We start from the raw sequence: 14,527 nt of genomic DNA, 5'->3' as shown, positions 1-14,527 counted from the left end.
TGATCGTGGCGGCGGCAACGCTATTCACGGCGCCATCAAAAGAGGTGAGTTCATGGCTTCCAAATCCCGCATCCTTCGGACCGGCGTTGTTGGCGCCGGCGTGTTCGGCGGCTTCCACGCGTCGAAATACGCCGCCAATGAGCGGGTCGAGCTGGTTGGGGTCTACGAGCCTGATCTCGAGCGCGCCAAGGCGCTGGCTGAAAAACATGGCGCAAAGGGCTTCGACAATTTTGCCACCTTTCTGGCCGGGGTTGATGCCATTACGGTCGCCAGCCCGGCCGTGCACCATTTCGAGGCCGCCGCCACCGCGCTTGCCATGGGCAAGCATGTCCTCGTGGAAAAGCCGATTGCCTCCTCGGTGGAAGAGGCACGCGAGCTGATCTCGCTGGCCGCCAAACATGGCTGCGTGCTCCAGGTCGGTCACCAGGAGCGCTTCGTGTTTAACGCCATGGGTCTGTTTGCAGTTGACGCGACGCCGAAGAAGATCACCGCCAGCCGCATGGGGCCGGCTTCGGATCGCTGTCTCGATGTCTCGGTCACGCTGGATCTGATGGTGCATGATCTCGATCTGGTGATTGCGCTGTCCGGTAGCGCTGTGAAATCGGTCACCGGCGAAGTGGACAAGGGGCGGTTTGACCATCCCGACATCGCCAAGGCGCATCTGGTGTTCGACAATGGCTGTGAGGCGGAACTCGTCGCGAGCCGTGTCCACCACGAGCGCGACCGCAAGATGAAGGTCGAGTATGAGGCCGGCGTCCTGGAGATCGATTTCGTGGCCAAGACCTTCAGCAACACGACGCCCTACGCGCTCAATCCGGACTTCGCCGAGAGCGCGACCGCGAAGGACAGTCTGGGCGCCAATGTGAACGCTTTCATCGCGTCAGTGCTCGACGGGGCGCCGGTTGCGGTACCGGGGATTGCCGGCCTGCGGGCGCTGGATGCAGCGCGGGCGATCGATGGCGCGCGCACTTACGGGTCTTAGATCCTGTCGCCCGGCCACTTGCAGAGGCCCGCGGCGCGGTCTAAGTCGCGGCCATGACAGATCGCATCATTCTCGTCACCGCCCAGCTCAACCCGGTTGTCGGGGATGTTGCGGGCAATCTGGCCAAGGCCCGCGCGGCCCACGCCGAGGCGCGGACGCGTCGCGGCGACATGGTGATCTTTCCCGAGATGTTCCTGATGGGCTATCCGCCCGAGGACCTCGTGCTCAAACCCTCCGCCGTCGAAGCCTGCCGCGAGGCGCTGGAGACGCTGGCCGCTGCGACGCGCGACGGCCCGGCCATCCTGATCGGTCTGCCCTGGCGCCAGAACAAGCGTCTGCACAATGCGGTGGCGTTGTTGGACAAGGGGCAGCTGGTGGCCCTGCGTTTCAAGCATGAATTGCCCAACTACGCCGTGTTCGACGAAAAGCGTGTCTTCGAGCCCGGGCCGCTGCCCGACATCGTCAAATGGCGCGGCATCAAGCTCGGCCTGCCGATCTGCGAGGATTTGTGGTTGGACGCCGTGCCACAGGCGCTGATCGACAAGGGCGCCGAGATGATCATCACGATCAATGGCTCGCCCTGGCGCCGCACCATTGAACGTGAGCGCAAGCACGCCTTTGCGAGCTGGTTTGATCGTTGGCCCGGCCCCAAAGCCATGGTTTTTGTCAACCAGATCGGCGGCCAGGATGAGCTGGTCTTCGACGGCGCCTCCTTCTCGCGCGACAGCGAAGGCCGCGAGGTCCAGCGCCTGCCAGCCTTCGAGGAATGTCTCGATGCCGTAGAATGGGTGAAGACCGACAAGGGCTGGTTCGGCGCCGGTGGCCAGATCGTGTCCGTCAAGTCGGGCCTCGAGGCGGACTGGAAGGCAATGACTCGGGCCCTGCGGGATTATATCGACAAGAACGGCTTCCCCGGTGTCGTGCTGGGCATGTCCGGCGGCATCGACAGTGCCATTTCGGCGGCGATCGCGGTTGACGCGCTCGGACCGGACAAGGTTTGGGCGGTGATGATGCCGTCGAAATACACCAGCCAGGAAAGCCTTGAGGACGCCAAGGCCTGCGCCGAGGCGCTGGGCATCCGCTATGACATCATCGATGTCGAGCCGACCATTGCCTCCTTCAACGCCATCCTGTCGACACCCTTCAAGGGCACCCAGCCGGACACGACCGAGGAAAACCTGCAATCGCGGGCCCGCGGCGTGGTGCTGATGGCGCTGTCCAACAAGTTCGGCCCGATGGTGCTCTCGACCGGCAACAAGTCGGAAATGGCGGTCGGTTACGCCACCCTCTATGGCGACATGAATGGCGGCTATAACGCCCTCAAGGACATCTATAAGACGGAGGTCTTCGAGCTGGCCTGGTGGCGCAATTCCGCCAATCACCAGGTCGGCCTCGGCCCGGTCGGCCAGGTCATCCCCGAGCGCATCATCACCAAGCCGCCCTCGGCCGAGCTGGCCGAGGACCAGAAAGACCAGGACAGCCTGCCGCCCTATGACGTGCTCGACGCCATTCTCTACGGTCTCGTCGAGGAAGAGCGCTCGGTCCGCGAGCTGGTCGCCGACGGCCATGACGAAGCCGAAGTCAAACGCATTGAAAACCTGCTCTACCGCGCCGAATACAAGCGCCGCCAGGCCCCGCCCGGCGTCAAGATCGGCCCCAAGAATTTCGGGCGTGATCGGCGCTATCCGGTTACCAACCGCTTTCGGAATTAGGCTTCGGCGTGAGGTCCTTCCCCTTGATGGGGAAGGTGCCCCGTAGGGGCGGAAGGGGTGAAACGCGCAGCGTTCTGGACTTACCGCCCATCACCCACTCCGTCTCGCCGCTGAAGCGGCGATCCACCTCGCCCATCAAGGGCGAGGACCTCATAGTCTTTCTGCCCCCGCAAAGCGGGGGAAGTGGCCCGAGGCGCAGCCTCGGGTCGAAGGGGGGGCGAGCGGAGCGAGGAGGCGATGCCCCCCTGCGTCACCCCGCCACATTCGCTTCATCCGTTATTTCTGTCACAACAGAAATAACGGAACAAAGGATTTCAACGCGGGAGCGGGATCATGGAAACGAAAGAGACGACACTCCATCCGGACACGGCCATCGATGACGGCAAGGCGATTGCCGGATGGTTCTATGCCTGTCTCGCAGTGGGCGGTGCGATTGCCGGATTGTTCGCGCCGGGAGTGCTGCAAGACGGCCCTGCAGCGCACACGTTTTTGGTGATGATCGCGTTGATTGCAATCGCCGTGACAATGTTCCTGACCGCGCTGCCAGCCTTTCTCCTCGTTCAGCTTGTTCGCGCTTGGAGATTGCCGCGCGGATTTGCCGACATCTTGATCCCGGCCAGCCTCAGCCCGCTGATCGGGGCCATCTGTTTTGGCGGCCACCCGGCGGTCCTCCTCTTGGCACCGCTCGGTGCGCTCGGCGGCGGCGTCTACTGGTTCGCGGTCGGCAAGCCCCAGGCGCCAAAACAGACAGACGGAGTATAAGTATGACCATGACCCATCGCCCGCCGCTCAGCATCGCTGGCACGCTCCGCAACGCCTTCGCCTGGCTCATCGCCGCGCTTCTCTCCGGCCTGGCCATCATCATCGCCTTCGGTCTTTTCTCGGCACTCGAGTCCGGTCGTTTCGAGCCGGCCGAGAGCGGCTTTCTTGAAGCCCTCATCCCCGGCAGTCTCTTCATCGGCACCTATGTCGCCGTGCTGACAGCGCTGCCGACCGTGATCCTGACCTGGGTGAGGCGCGCGGCCGGCTGGTACGGCCTCGTCTCCCACCTCCTGATGGGCGCGCTCACCGGAGCCGCCACGATCCAGATCTTCGGATTTCCGCTGTCCTACGGGGTCGAGGGTCTGCCGATGACCGGTTTCTTTGCCGCGACCGGACTGGTCGGCGGCGCGGTTTACTGGCGGCTGTCGGTGCGGCCATAAATCGGTCTTGGGCGGTCGCTTGAGTGTGGTCCGTCGCCCTGCAGGAGATCGTCCGCCATGCCCACCGCGCTGAAACGCCTCTTCGGACGCAATCCCTGGCGCGCCATCGGGGCGTGGCTTCTGACCTGTTACCTGGTCTCGGTGGTGGGGATCGCCGGTTTTGCCATACTCGCGGTGCTCGATGCCGGGAATGATGCAGGACGGCAGAACTACTGGGTCACCGTGACCATGGCGCCGGTGTGGGGCCTGTTCGGCGGTGTCGTCACCGCAGTATTTTCCGCCCTGCCGGTCTGGGGGCTGGTCAGCCTGTTCCGGGGCCTGAAATGGCTGCGGCCGCTGAGCGAATTGATCGCGGGTGCGCTGCTCTCCCTTGTTCTGCTGCAACTCCTCGTCGGCACCCTGACCTTCGGTGCGGCTGAGGGACCAAGCCCCTTTCCGTTTTGGCTCTACCTGGTCTTCCTCGCTTTCGGCGCGGCCGCCGGCTGGTGCTATTGGCGCCTCGCCGGGCGTCCCGGACGCCCGACCGATGAAGCCGCGGATGCGGTGAAGGCGCGGGTGTTCGACTAGCTGATCTGGAAACGCCGCCGCAAGGTCAACAGGAAGAGAAAGGCCAGCGGCAGGGCGAGCAGGCGGTGAATGAGGCGCACCAGGGCGAACCAATAGACATGTCCGCCGGCATCGGGGCCTTCAAGGCGCCGCGTCCAGGGATGGTGTCCGCCGGGATTGACCACGGGCACGACGGTCATCTCCAGCCCGTCAAGGGCCGGGCCGAGCAAGCCGGTACGGCCTTCCTGGTGCCAATAGGCGGTCCAGCGATCGTCCGGCGGTGATGCGACCTCCTGCGCCCCGATCAGGCGGGGCGTTTGATGCAGGGCGACAGGAGCTTGCGGCGCAGGTAGCGGCGGCGCGGTGACGGCGAGGGCGAGATCGCTGGCCGCACTGGCGAGCCAGACCACCCCCATCCATCCCAGCACCCGGGTCAGGCTCTGGCCGTAATCGGTGACCGCGCCGTAGAGCCGCGCGAAGACGGCTTCCCAGGCTGTGACGTCGGTATCGCGACTTTTGCCGGGCCCGCGCCTGGTCAAGCGCCGGGCCTGGCGGGCTTTCAGCTCGAGGGCGAAAAAGCGCTGTTCCTCCGTGCTCGCCCCGATCTTCGCTGACAGGCGCTTCAGGGTGCGATAATCGGACTCGTAAAGGTCCGCCTCCAAGCCACGATCATCGAAGCGGGCCTTGGCCCGGTCGTAGGTCGCATCGAACTGCTCTCGGGCTTTATCCGGCAGGGCAGTGTCGCCAGCGCGACGCTCGATTTCGTCCCATAACGCTTCGCGTGACGGGAAGGGGATGTGGTCGGGTGCGTGCGGGGCTTGTCGTCCCAGCCATGATCTGGCGGTGGCAAGGGCTTGGCGCCAGGCCTTGTCCCAAACGGGAAAACGGCGCGGACGCATCGGCGTGCCAAAGCGAAAGCGGGCCATTTTCCAGCGCACGCCTTCATGCAGGCTGACACCGTGAAAGCTCGACCGCCCGAAGAATTTGACCCCCTCGAAATCGGGCTCAGACGAAAATACCCGATCCGAAAAATCCGCAGTGCCGAAAATGCGGGCATTGCCGAGTTTGAAACCGGCAAGTGCGCCCGCTTCGGCCCGGGCCCCGGGTGTGGTCAGCCATATCTGCGAGACATCGTGACCGGATTGCGTTGTCCCTTCGGAGGCGCGGGCAGAGGTGTCGCCTGGCGCGTTGGAATGGCGCAACTCGCCAGCCTCGGTACCCGATAGCTCACCCCGCGCCAAGTTGACATCACCCAAGGCCAGAATGGCGGAGAAGTAAGCGTCTCCGCCGGAGAATTGCGCTTGATAGAAGTTCGCGTATCCGCCGGAGAATTGCGCTTGATTGAAGTAAGCGTCTCCGCCGGAGAATTGCGCTTGATTGAAGTAAGCGTCTCCGCCGGAGAATTGCGCTTGATAGAAGCTAGCGTCTCCGCCGGAGAATTGCGCCTCTGTGAAGTCAGCGTCTCCCTTGAAGAGAGCGGTGGCCATCGACAGCGGCGACGCGCAGTCGATGCGCCTCGCGTCCACGTCGCGCAGCCAGGCACAAAGATCGGCGCAGAGATGGAGCTGCGGCAGGGCCTGTTCGTCTTTTGCGGGGGCGGGCGGGCGCGGGAAGCGGCGAAGGACGGCGCCCGTGAATTGGGCGCGATGATCAGCGCCCTTGAAGCCAGATGTGCCTACCGCCTTGTCTGTGGCGCCGCTATGGGCGAGGCAACGACTGACCTCTGCTTCCAGCACTCCCCACCCGGCCGCATCAAGATCGGCTTTGAAGCTTGCTGTACTGTCGGCATGGGTTTCGGGCAGGTGCAGGATATGGAATTCGGCCTGGCCGGTGTCCTCGATAAGCAGGCCGGCATTGCGAAGCGCTTGGTCTGACCGCAGCTCGCACGTCTCCGGATCCCAGCGAAAATAATCCTGCAGCGTCGCCGGACGCGAGCCATTCGGCGCATCAGCCGTTTCAACGCAGCGCTTGCCCGGTGAAACCGACCAGCCGATCCAGCGGTGCTTCGGCTGCCCACGCGCATCCAGCGCCGCCAGCCCGGCCCAGCTGAAATCCTGTTCCCGCCATTGCGCCCATCAGGCAGCCTCGCGCGCGGCCTTCTCGGCGGCCTTGTCGCTTTGCTGTTTGGCCTGATCGTCCACGCCCGTCTCCCCCGATTGCGCGTCTGGCGTGAGTTAAGCGCAGATGAAGCGCGAAGGCGAGTAATCGACTGACGCCCCCACACCACGCCCCATCCGCACCCCCCGCTTGCCCCTTTGCCCTGACAGCGCTAAGCCCTGCGCCTCTATCTCAGTGAGGCTCCACGTCGATGACCAAAGTCCGTTTTGCGCCCAGCCCGACCGGCAAGCTTCATGTCGGCAATGTCCGCACCGCGATTTTCAACTATCTGTTCGCGCGCAAGGCCGGCGGTACTTTTGTGCTGCGCATTGACGATACCGATGTCGAGCGCTCCACCCAGGCTTATGAGGACGGCATTCGCGCCGACCTGACCTGGCTGGGCATTTCCTGGGACGAGACCTTCAAGCAGTCCGACCGGTTTGACCGCTATGAGGCTGCCGCCGAGACGTTGAAAGCCAAGGGGCTGCTCTATCCCTGTTATGAGACCGGCGAGGATCTCGACCGCAAGCGTCGCCTGCAAATGGCCAATGGCCGGCCGCCGGTCTATGACCGCGCCGCCCTGGACCTGACCGACGCCGAGAAGGCGGCTTACGAGGCTGAAGGGCGCAAGCCGCATTGGCGGTTCAAGCTGTCGGGCAATCCGGTGGAATGGGATGACATGGTGCGCGGCCATGTCGCGATCGAGACCTCCTCCCTGTCCGACCCGATCCTGATCCGTGAGGACGGCTCCTTCCTCTACACATTGCCCAGCGTGCTGGATGATATCGAGTCGGAGATCACCCACATTATCCGCGGCGAGGATCACACCACCAATTCCGGCGCCCAGATCGAGATTTTCGAGGCGCTCGGCGGCAAGGCCCCGATCTTCGGTCACCAGGCGCTGCTGGTCGGCGCCGATGGCGGCAAGCTGTCCAAGCGGACGGGGTCGCTGGGCATTGCCGATCTGCGCGATGTCGACGGGCTGGAGCCGATGGCGATCATGTCGCTGCTGGCCCGTATCGGCACCTCGGATCCGGTCGAGGCGTTTGCCGATGTTGAGGGCATTTTGGAAGGCTTTGACCTCGGCAAGCTGTCACGCTCGCCGGCTCGCTTTGATGATGAAGAATTGAAGCGCGTGAATGCCAAACTGCTGCACGCCATGCCCTATGCAGAGGCCCAGCCGAAGCTGGCAGCGCTGGGCGCCGACAAGGGTGAGGCCGTCTGGGAAGCCGTGCGTCCCAATCTGGAAACCCTCGCCGATGCCAAGGCCTGGGCCGTGCTGATTGACGGTCCGGTCACCCCGGTGATCGAAGACGCAGACTATGCCGCCGCCGCGGCTGAGCATCTGCCCGCTGGTGTGCTGGACAGTGAGAGCTGGTCGGACTGGACGAACGCGCTCAAGGAGGCCACCGGCCGCAAGGGCAAGATGCTCTTCATGCCGCTGCGCCAGATGCTGACCGGTGCCGAGCGTGGTCCGGAAATGGCGGTATTGCTGCCGCTGATCGGCCGCGAGAAAGTGCTCAAGCGCCTGGCGGGTGAGACGGCTTAGGTTCCGATTCGGTCAACGCTTGTCATCCCCGCTGAATGTCCGGCGCAGGCCGGACGCAAGGCGGGGACCTGACTATCTGCCACATATCGGTCCCTGACTTTCGCCCGGCCTTCGCCGGGCGTTCATCAGGGATGACAACCAGAATGAGAGCGTGCCGCCGCACGCGCTCCTGACAATCTGACATGTTTGTATTTCAATTTGTCAGGATCACTTGACACTCGCGCTCTTGAGTGTCAGGTATGCATGACACTAAGTCATGTAGAGCTGATGGAGCAAGCAATGAAGCCTTGTGGTAGCGGGAAGATGAGTATCGGCGGATGGATTGCCATTGCTGTCGCGATTGTAGTTGGCGCAACCGCCGGGCAGGCCGACGGCCAGGGACCGGACGGGGTCATGTCCGGATCGGTGCAGATTGAGCGGTTTGGTTCACCGGCCGGCCGGGATGTCATTCTGGTCCCGGGCCTGGCGACGCCGGGTGAGGTCTGGGCCGATACGGTCGCGGCGCTGGGCGATGATGTGGATGCCCATGTCGTGACCCTGGCCGGATTCGGCGACGTCCCCGCCGTGCCGCGCGGCGAGGCGGGGGTGGTCGGCGGCGCCATCGCTGACCTGACCACCTGGCTTGAAAGCGAGGGGGGGGAGGGCGCCGTTCTGATCGGCCACTCAATGGGCGCCCAGATCGCCCTGCAGGTCGCGGCTGAACTGCCGGACCGGGTCGATGCGGTCATCGTTGTCGACAGCGCGCCCTTCTTTGCCCGCCTGTTCAACCCGGCGATCACAACCGACCAGGCCGCCGCCTATGCCGCTGGCATGTCGGGCCAGATGGCGGCGGCGCCGCGCGAGCAGTTTCTCGCCATGTCGCGGCAGGGGCTGGCGGTCCAGTCGATCACGGCTGACGGTCAGGCGCAGGTGATGGGTTGGATGGAGCAGGCCGACCAGTCCGTCGTCGCAGCGGCGATGGGCGAGGTGATGGGGACGGATTTCAGTCCTGTCCTGCCGCGGGTTTCAGCACCGGTCACCATCCTCTTTGCGACCAGCGAGGGCATGCCGGTCAGCCCTGCCGAGCTCGAATCCCTGTATGCGGATCAATATGGTGCGCTCGCCGATCATGAGCTGCGCCGGATCGACGGGTCGCGGCACTTCATCATGCTGGACCAGCCGGACGCCTTCCAGGCGGTGCTGGCAGATGTCCTTGTCACAACACGATAGGAGGCGGTGATGAACAAGAATGCACGGCAATACACGGTGCGGTTCAGCGCCACGATGGTGCTCTACATGGCCGCCCTGTTCGGCTCGGTCCATCTGCTGCAAAGCGTCGAAATGGTACCGGTCCTGCGCGGCGCGGTCGCACTCTTGCCGGTCCTGCCCGGACTGGCGGCCCTGTGGGTGGTGATGGTGTTTTACCGCTCGCTTGATGAATTCAAGCAACGCATGCTGGCCGAAGCGATGATCATTGCCGCCTTGCTGACCGGCTTTGCCAGTTTCGCCTACGGGTTTCTGGAGGGCGCGCTGGACCTGCCGACCATTCCGTTGATCTGGGTCTTTCCGGTGATGATCGGGCTGTGGGGCCTGGCAGGTTGTTTCCAGAAATACGTGGTGTACCGGTGAGGAACCGTCTCCGCGTCCTGCGCGCCGAGCGGCGCTGGAGCCAGGCCGAGCTGGGTGAACGGGTCGGGGTGTCGCGGCAGGCCATCAATGCCGTCGAGACCGGCAAGCATGACCCGTCACTGACACTGGCCTTCGCGCTGGCCGGTGCCTTTGATCTCACGATCGAAGCGGTGTTTGACCCGAACGGGGAGGCGGACTGATCAGTCCGCCTTGCCGGCCGTCGTCGCGTCCTTCGCGTCGAGCTGGGCGATGATGCGCGCGATCGCGACCTTGGCATCATCGATCAGGTCAACATGGTCGGCGAGGGATTGCGGCGTGAAGCCCTCGCGCACCGTATGGGCGATCAGCTCGATGAAGGGCGACCAGAAGCCTTCCGTGTTGAGAAAGACGATCGGCTTGTCGTGCAGGCCGAGCTGTTGCCGCGAGATGACGTCGAACACTTCCTCCAGCGTGCCGGTGCCGCCGGGCAGGATGATATAGGCGTCGCTTTCGGCAATGAGTTGGCTTTTGCGCTCGCTCATCGTCTCGACAATCTTGATATCGACACCGTCAAGATGGCCTTCGCGGGCAATCAGGAAGCCGGGGATGATGCCATAGACCGACCCGCCTTCAGCGGCCGCGGTCGAAGCGGCAATGCCCATCAGCCCGACATCACCGCCGCCATAGACCAGCCGGCAGTCGGCCCGGGCGATCGCACGGCCGACGGCCTCGGCGGCGTTTGCATAGGTTTCGCGTTCACCCATACGTGATCCGCAGAAGACACCAATCGACCTTAGTTTCGCCATCGTGACATCACTCATATTTGCTTTATCGGATCGGGATGCTATTCGCCGAAGGCTGACGGCGCGAGGTTTGCATCCAGTTCCGGTATGCCGGAGCACATATTCGTGTCCAGCCCAATTGACGACGGGAGAGCCGCCATGACCGCCACGCGGTCGTTTATCATCGCTGCAGCCCTTGCCGCGCTGGCGATTGCCGCCGCGCTGGCTTTCATCATGTATCGTCCGGCTGTCCAGGATGACGGGGCGCCTGCGCCGACCGTCGGCAATCCGGTGTCTCCCGCTGGCACGACGACACAGCCCGATCCGAGTGCTGCCATGCTGGCTGCCCCGGTTTTCGACATCGTCCGCGTCGCCCCGGCCGGGACCGCGGTGATCGCCGGTCGCGGTGAGCCGGGCGCCTCGATCCAGCTTCTGGCCAACGACATCGCCATTGAGTTCGAAGATGCCGGGTCCCGCACCGACGCGATGACCATCAATGAGCGCGGCGAGTGGGTCATCATTCTCAACGACCCGCTGCCCTCGGGCGCGGTCGAGCTGTCCTTGCTGATGACCGCCAGCGATGGACGCCAGCTGCGCTCGGAACAGGTCGTTGTCGTTTCCATACCCGAACAGCGCGGCCCGACCCCGTTGGTCGTCGTCGGACGCCCCGGCGAGGCCAGTCGTGTCTGGCAATGCCCGTCCTGCTCGACCGGTGAAATGGGTCCCCTGGTTCTGGAAACCGTCGATTATGACGAGACCGGCGCCGTGATCTTTTCCGGCCGTGCCGAAGCCGGCACGACGGTGCGCATCTATGCCAATGGCGCCCAGGTCGGCCAGACCACGGTCGGCCGCGATGGCCGCTGGACCTTGCAGGCCGGCGCCTTGTTGGCGCCCGGCATCTACGATCTCCAGATCGACCAGGTCGACGAGGATGGTCATGTCAGCGCCGTCATCGTGCTGCCGTTTGAACGCGTTGCCGCCGAAGACCTCAACATGGGTCCCAATTCGGTCGTCGTGCAGCCCGGCAATTCGCTGTGGCGACTGGCGCGGCGTCTCTATGGCGAAGGCGTCCAGTATACCGTGATCTACGAGGCCAATCGCGAACAGATCCGTGATCCGGACCTGATCTATCCCGGCCAGGTGCTCGAGGCGCCGACGGAAGACGGGTAGGGGCGGACTCCCGGCAAGAGTTGTATGGGGCTCTCTGCGCGACCGAGCGGGTTTTCGAGTGGCGCCGTTTCCAGTACATGCCACCGCTATCCTGCGGATGCTCGCTGCGTGATCTGCGTCGGATGACGTGTTGCGTGACGTGTTGATGGGCGGCGATGGCGTCTGATTGCCTGTCTCAGTCCTCCCCACTGGCGCTTGCCCCTCCAACGCCCTATCTCTGCCCGCAATGAGACCGACAACTCCCGACAATGCGGAAGACGCCAAACAGGCGCCGAAAGGCGCTTTGGGAATCACCATGTGGCGCCTGTTCGCGCTGTTGGCTTCGCCGGACATGGCCAAATGGCGGTTTCGCATGGGGGTGGCACTGGTCCTCACCATCATCGCCAAACTGTTCTCGGTGGCGGCTCCGATCCTGTTCGGCGACGGGATCAACCTCATCGTCGACGCGACCGGCGGGGCGCCGGCTTCGGGCGGCGGGCAGGGCAGCACGCTGTGGCCGGGCTTGCTCACAACCTTCTCACTGGCCTTCATCGCCTATGCCGTGGCGCGCTTCCTGTCGGTCGGGGCGCCGCAGCTGCGCGACGCGATGTTTGCCCCGGTCAGCCAGGACGCCCAGCGCCTGACCGCCGTGCGCGCCTTCGCCCATGTCCAGCGCTTGTCGATCGGTTATCATCAGACCAAGCGCACCGGCGCCCTGCAGCGCATCATCGAACGCGGCGCCCGCGCGGTCGATTTCCTGATGCGCTTCCTGATCTTCAACATCGCCCCGACCCTGTTCGAGCTGACGCTCGCCGCCATCGCTCTGAGTGTCAAATACGGCTGGGAATTCGCCGTGATCGCGGTGATCACTATCGCCGTCTATATGGGGCTCACCTGGTCGCTGACCGAGTGGCGTGTCGGCATTCGTCGGCAGATGAATGATGCTGACAATGAAGCCTCGGCCCGCGCCGTGGACGGGTTGATCAATTTCGAGACGGTGAAGGCTTTCGCCGCCGAGGAACGCGAAAGTGACGCCTATAATGACGCGATGACCCGCTATGCCGGGGCGGCGGCCAAGTCGCAATCCTCGCTCGCCTTGCTCAACGGGCTGCAGGCGCTGGTGATGAATGCCGGCCTTCTGGCGATGGCGCTGACGGCTGGCTGGAAAGCCTATAACGGCGTGCTCATGGCGGGTGACGTGGCAGCAGTGACGCTGGTCCTGATGAATATCTATCAACCGCTCAACATTCTTGGCTGGGCCTATCGCGAGATCAAGCAGGGCGCGGTCGATATGGAGCGGGTCTATGAGACGCTGGCCCTCAAGCCCGATGTCGCCGACAGCGCTGATGCGCAGCCGCTGGTCCTGTCCGGCGGGGCGGTGAGGTTCGAGGATGTCGGCTTCACCCACGATGGCCGCTCGCGCTCGCTGGGCGGCGTATCGATGGATATCCCGGCCGGCAGTTTCGTCGGCATTTGCGGTCCGTCCGGGGCTGGCAAGTCGACCGTGCTGCGGTTGCTTTTCCGCTTTTACGATCCCGAACAGGGGCGGGTGCTGATCGATGGGCAGGACCTGCGCGGCATCGCGCAGGCCAGCCTGCGTGATGCGCTCGGCCTGGTGCCGCAGGACGTCGTCCTGTTCAACGATACGCTGCGCGCCAATGTGATCTACGGCAAGCCGGAGGCCAGCGAGGCCGAGATCATGGCGGTGCTCGAACGCGCCCACCTGGCTGATTTCGTGCGCGGCCTGCCGGACGGGCTGGAGACGCGGGTCGGCGAACGCGGGTTGAAACTGTCCGGCGGCGAGAAACAGCGCGTCGGCGTCGCGCGTGCCATCCTCAAGGATCCGGCCGTGCTGATTCTCGACGAAGCCACCTCGGCGCTCGACAGCCAGACCGAGGGCGAGGTCCAGGCGGCTCTGGCCGACGCCGCCGAAGGCCGCACCACGATCGCCGTCGCCCACCGCCTCTCAACCATTGCCGGTGCCGACCGGATTTTCGTGCTCGATGCCGGACGCGTGGCCGAATCCGGCACGCATGACGAACTGCTCGCCCGCGGCGGCCTCTATGCCGATATGTGGCGGCGCCAGAGCGAGGCGGTGTCGGCGGCGACGCCCCTGGTCGCGGATATCGCTGAATAGGCCCGATTGCGCCCGATCAGGCATTGTCTTTGCGCACCGCCCGCCTAGTCTGGCGGCAGCAGCGCGGGGGCGTCTCATGGATGTGATTGTGGAGGGGTGGCAGGCTTTCCGGGCCAGCGGCTTCGGGACGGTCGTGACCTCAATCGGGGCGCAACGCATTTATGCGTGGATCGCGTTGGCGCTGGTCTTCGGGGCCAGTCTCTGGTTTGCACGGCGACAGCTCAACCTGTTGCGCAGCGTCAGCGCCGCCGAGTTGGACAGTGATCTGCGCCTGCCGGGCCCGGTGCCGAAAAAGCCGGCCAGCATCCAGCGCCGGATTGACTGGTTCGAGGCGCGGCGCGATGAGGTCGTTCACGGCGTCTGGCGGGCGCTCGGTCTTTTGCTGGTGCTGGGGATGATCCTGCCTGGCGCCGTCGTTTTCATGGCGGTTTGGCAACATGACTGGTTATTGCCGGATTACGCGGCGCCGATCGTGATTGGCGAGGGCGAGCCGGTCGCTGCGGTCGGCGATGTCGTCATCTTCCTCGCCGACCAGGTCTTTCGCGGCGCATTCGCGGACATCCCCGAGGTCTTCCGTCTGGGGCTGACCCCGGTCAGCAATAATCCGGACAATGCCGTCATTTCCTGGCTGGTGGTGATCTACCGCTTTGCCGCCGGGATCGTCAGCGGCTCGGCAATCTACATGCTGTATCGGGTCTGGCGCGGTGTACCCCGCATCGACAGGCGGATCGCCGACTATCGCGAGCGGCTGAAACAGGCTCAACTGCCCGGGGCATAGTCAGGG

The 14,527-nt window shown here is 64.4% G+C and carries 15 protein-coding genes; 13 read left to right on the top strand and 2 right to left on the bottom strand.

The genetic code is table 11. From position 1 onward, the window contains the following. Window positions 1–52: 52 nt before the first annotated feature. The 5 genes from AWH62_RS13225 to AWH62_RS13205 all read left to right on the top strand — a co-directional run bounded on the left by AWH62_RS13225 (window position 53) and on the right by AWH62_RS13205 (window position 4,463). Window positions 53–982 carry a Gfo/Idh/MocA family protein gene (locus AWH62_RS13225; protein ID WP_075191148.1) on the top strand — a complete coding sequence of 310 codons (930 nt, stop codon included), beginning with the start codon at window positions 53–55 and terminating at the stop codon, window positions 980–982. 53 nt (window positions 983–1,035) lie between these two features. Then, on the top strand, window positions 1,036–2,694 hold the full coding sequence (locus AWH62_RS13220; RefSeq protein WP_075190971.1) for an NAD+ synthase: 1,659 nt from the start codon (window positions 1,036–1,038) through the stop codon (window positions 2,692–2,694). Window positions 2,695–3,027: 333 nt separating this feature from the next. Next, a complete protein-coding gene (locus AWH62_RS13215; RefSeq protein WP_075190970.1) occupies window positions 3,028–3,456 on the top strand; it encodes a hypothetical protein in 429 nt (142 codons plus the stop codon). Between the two features lie 2 nt (window positions 3,457–3,458). Further along, complete coding sequence (locus AWH62_RS13210) at window positions 3,459–3,896, top strand: hypothetical protein (RefSeq protein WP_075190969.1); 438 nt, start codon at window positions 3,459–3,461, stop codon at window positions 3,894–3,896. A gap of 57 nt (window positions 3,897–3,953) precedes the next feature. Beyond that, complete coding sequence (locus tag AWH62_RS13205) at window positions 3,954–4,463, top strand: hypothetical protein (protein WP_075190968.1); 510 nt, start codon at window positions 3,954–3,956, stop codon at window positions 4,461–4,463. On the opposite strand, the gene AWH62_RS13200 is transcribed toward AWH62_RS13205, so the two are convergent. Next, window positions 4,460–5,929 carry a pentapeptide repeat-containing protein gene (locus tag AWH62_RS13200; protein WP_143743056.1) on the bottom strand — a complete coding sequence of 490 codons (1,470 nt, stop codon included), beginning with the start codon at window positions 5,927–5,929 and terminating at the stop codon, window positions 4,460–4,462. The genes AWH62_RS13205 and AWH62_RS13200 overlap by 4 nt on opposite strands. Before the next feature lie 72 nt (window positions 5,930–6,001). Here AWH62_RS13200 and AWH62_RS13195 point away from each other — a divergent pair, with 72 nt between their 5' ends. From AWH62_RS13195 to AWH62_RS13175, 5 genes are all read left to right on the top strand, one after another. Beyond that, window positions 6,002–6,316, top strand: coding sequence for a hypothetical protein (locus AWH62_RS13195; RefSeq protein ID WP_075190966.1), 315 nt, complete (start codon window positions 6,002–6,004; stop codon window positions 6,314–6,316). Between the two features lie 434 nt (window positions 6,317–6,750). Next, the gene (gene gltX, locus AWH62_RS13190) at window positions 6,751–8,088 is read left to right on the top strand and encodes a glutamate--tRNA ligase (RefSeq protein ID WP_075190965.1); all 1,338 of its coding nucleotides are present in this window, start codon (window positions 6,751–6,753) and stop codon (window positions 8,086–8,088) included. 303 nt (window positions 8,089–8,391) lie between these two features. Beyond that, window positions 8,392–9,297, top strand: coding sequence for an alpha/beta fold hydrolase (locus tag AWH62_RS13185; RefSeq protein ID WP_158025630.1), 906 nt, complete (start codon window positions 8,392–8,394; stop codon window positions 9,295–9,297). Between the two features lie 9 nt (window positions 9,298–9,306). Next, window positions 9,307–9,696: a hypothetical protein gene (locus tag AWH62_RS13180; protein ID WP_075190964.1), complete on the top strand. Its 390-nt coding sequence runs from the start codon at window positions 9,307–9,309 to the stop codon at window positions 9,694–9,696. Next, window positions 9,693–9,896, top strand: a complete 204-nt coding sequence (locus AWH62_RS13175; RefSeq protein WP_075190963.1) for a helix-turn-helix transcriptional regulator — start codon at window positions 9,693–9,695, stop codon at window positions 9,894–9,896. The genes AWH62_RS13180 and AWH62_RS13175 overlap by 4 nt, the downstream gene beginning before the upstream one ends. On the opposite strand, the gene AWH62_RS13170 is transcribed toward AWH62_RS13175, so the two are convergent. After that, the gene (locus AWH62_RS13170; protein ID WP_075191146.1) at window positions 9,897–10,481 is read right to left on the bottom strand and encodes a TIGR00730 family Rossman fold protein; all 585 of its coding nucleotides are present in this window, start codon (window positions 10,479–10,481) and stop codon (window positions 9,897–9,899) included. It abuts the gene before it with no gap. Window positions 10,482–10,616: 135 nt separating this feature from the next. Here AWH62_RS13170 and AWH62_RS13165 point away from each other — a divergent pair, with 135 nt between their 5' ends. The 3 genes from AWH62_RS13165 to AWH62_RS13155 all read left to right on the top strand — a co-directional run bounded on the left by AWH62_RS13165 (window position 10,617) and on the right by AWH62_RS13155 (window position 14,521). Then, window positions 10,617–11,627, top strand: coding sequence for a LysM peptidoglycan-binding domain-containing protein (locus AWH62_RS13165; RefSeq protein ID WP_075190962.1), 1,011 nt, complete (start codon window positions 10,617–10,619; stop codon window positions 11,625–11,627). Window positions 11,628–11,853: 226 nt separating this feature from the next. Further along, a complete protein-coding gene (locus tag AWH62_RS13160; protein WP_075190961.1) occupies window positions 11,854–13,743 on the top strand; it encodes an ABC transporter ATP-binding protein/permease in 1,890 nt (629 codons plus the stop codon). Window positions 13,744–13,819: 76 nt separating this feature from the next. Then, entirely contained in the window at window positions 13,820–14,521 is a 702-nt protein-coding gene (locus AWH62_RS13155; RefSeq protein WP_075190960.1) for a hypothetical protein, read from the top strand. Window positions 14,522–14,527 lie beyond the last annotated feature (6 nt).

Source organism: Maricaulis sp. W15 (assembly GCF_001924955.1).
GTDB classification, from domain to species: Bacteria; Pseudomonadota; Alphaproteobacteria; order Caulobacterales; family Maricaulaceae; genus Maricaulis; species Maricaulis maris.
This window is presented reverse-complemented; position numbering and strand designations above follow the sequence as displayed.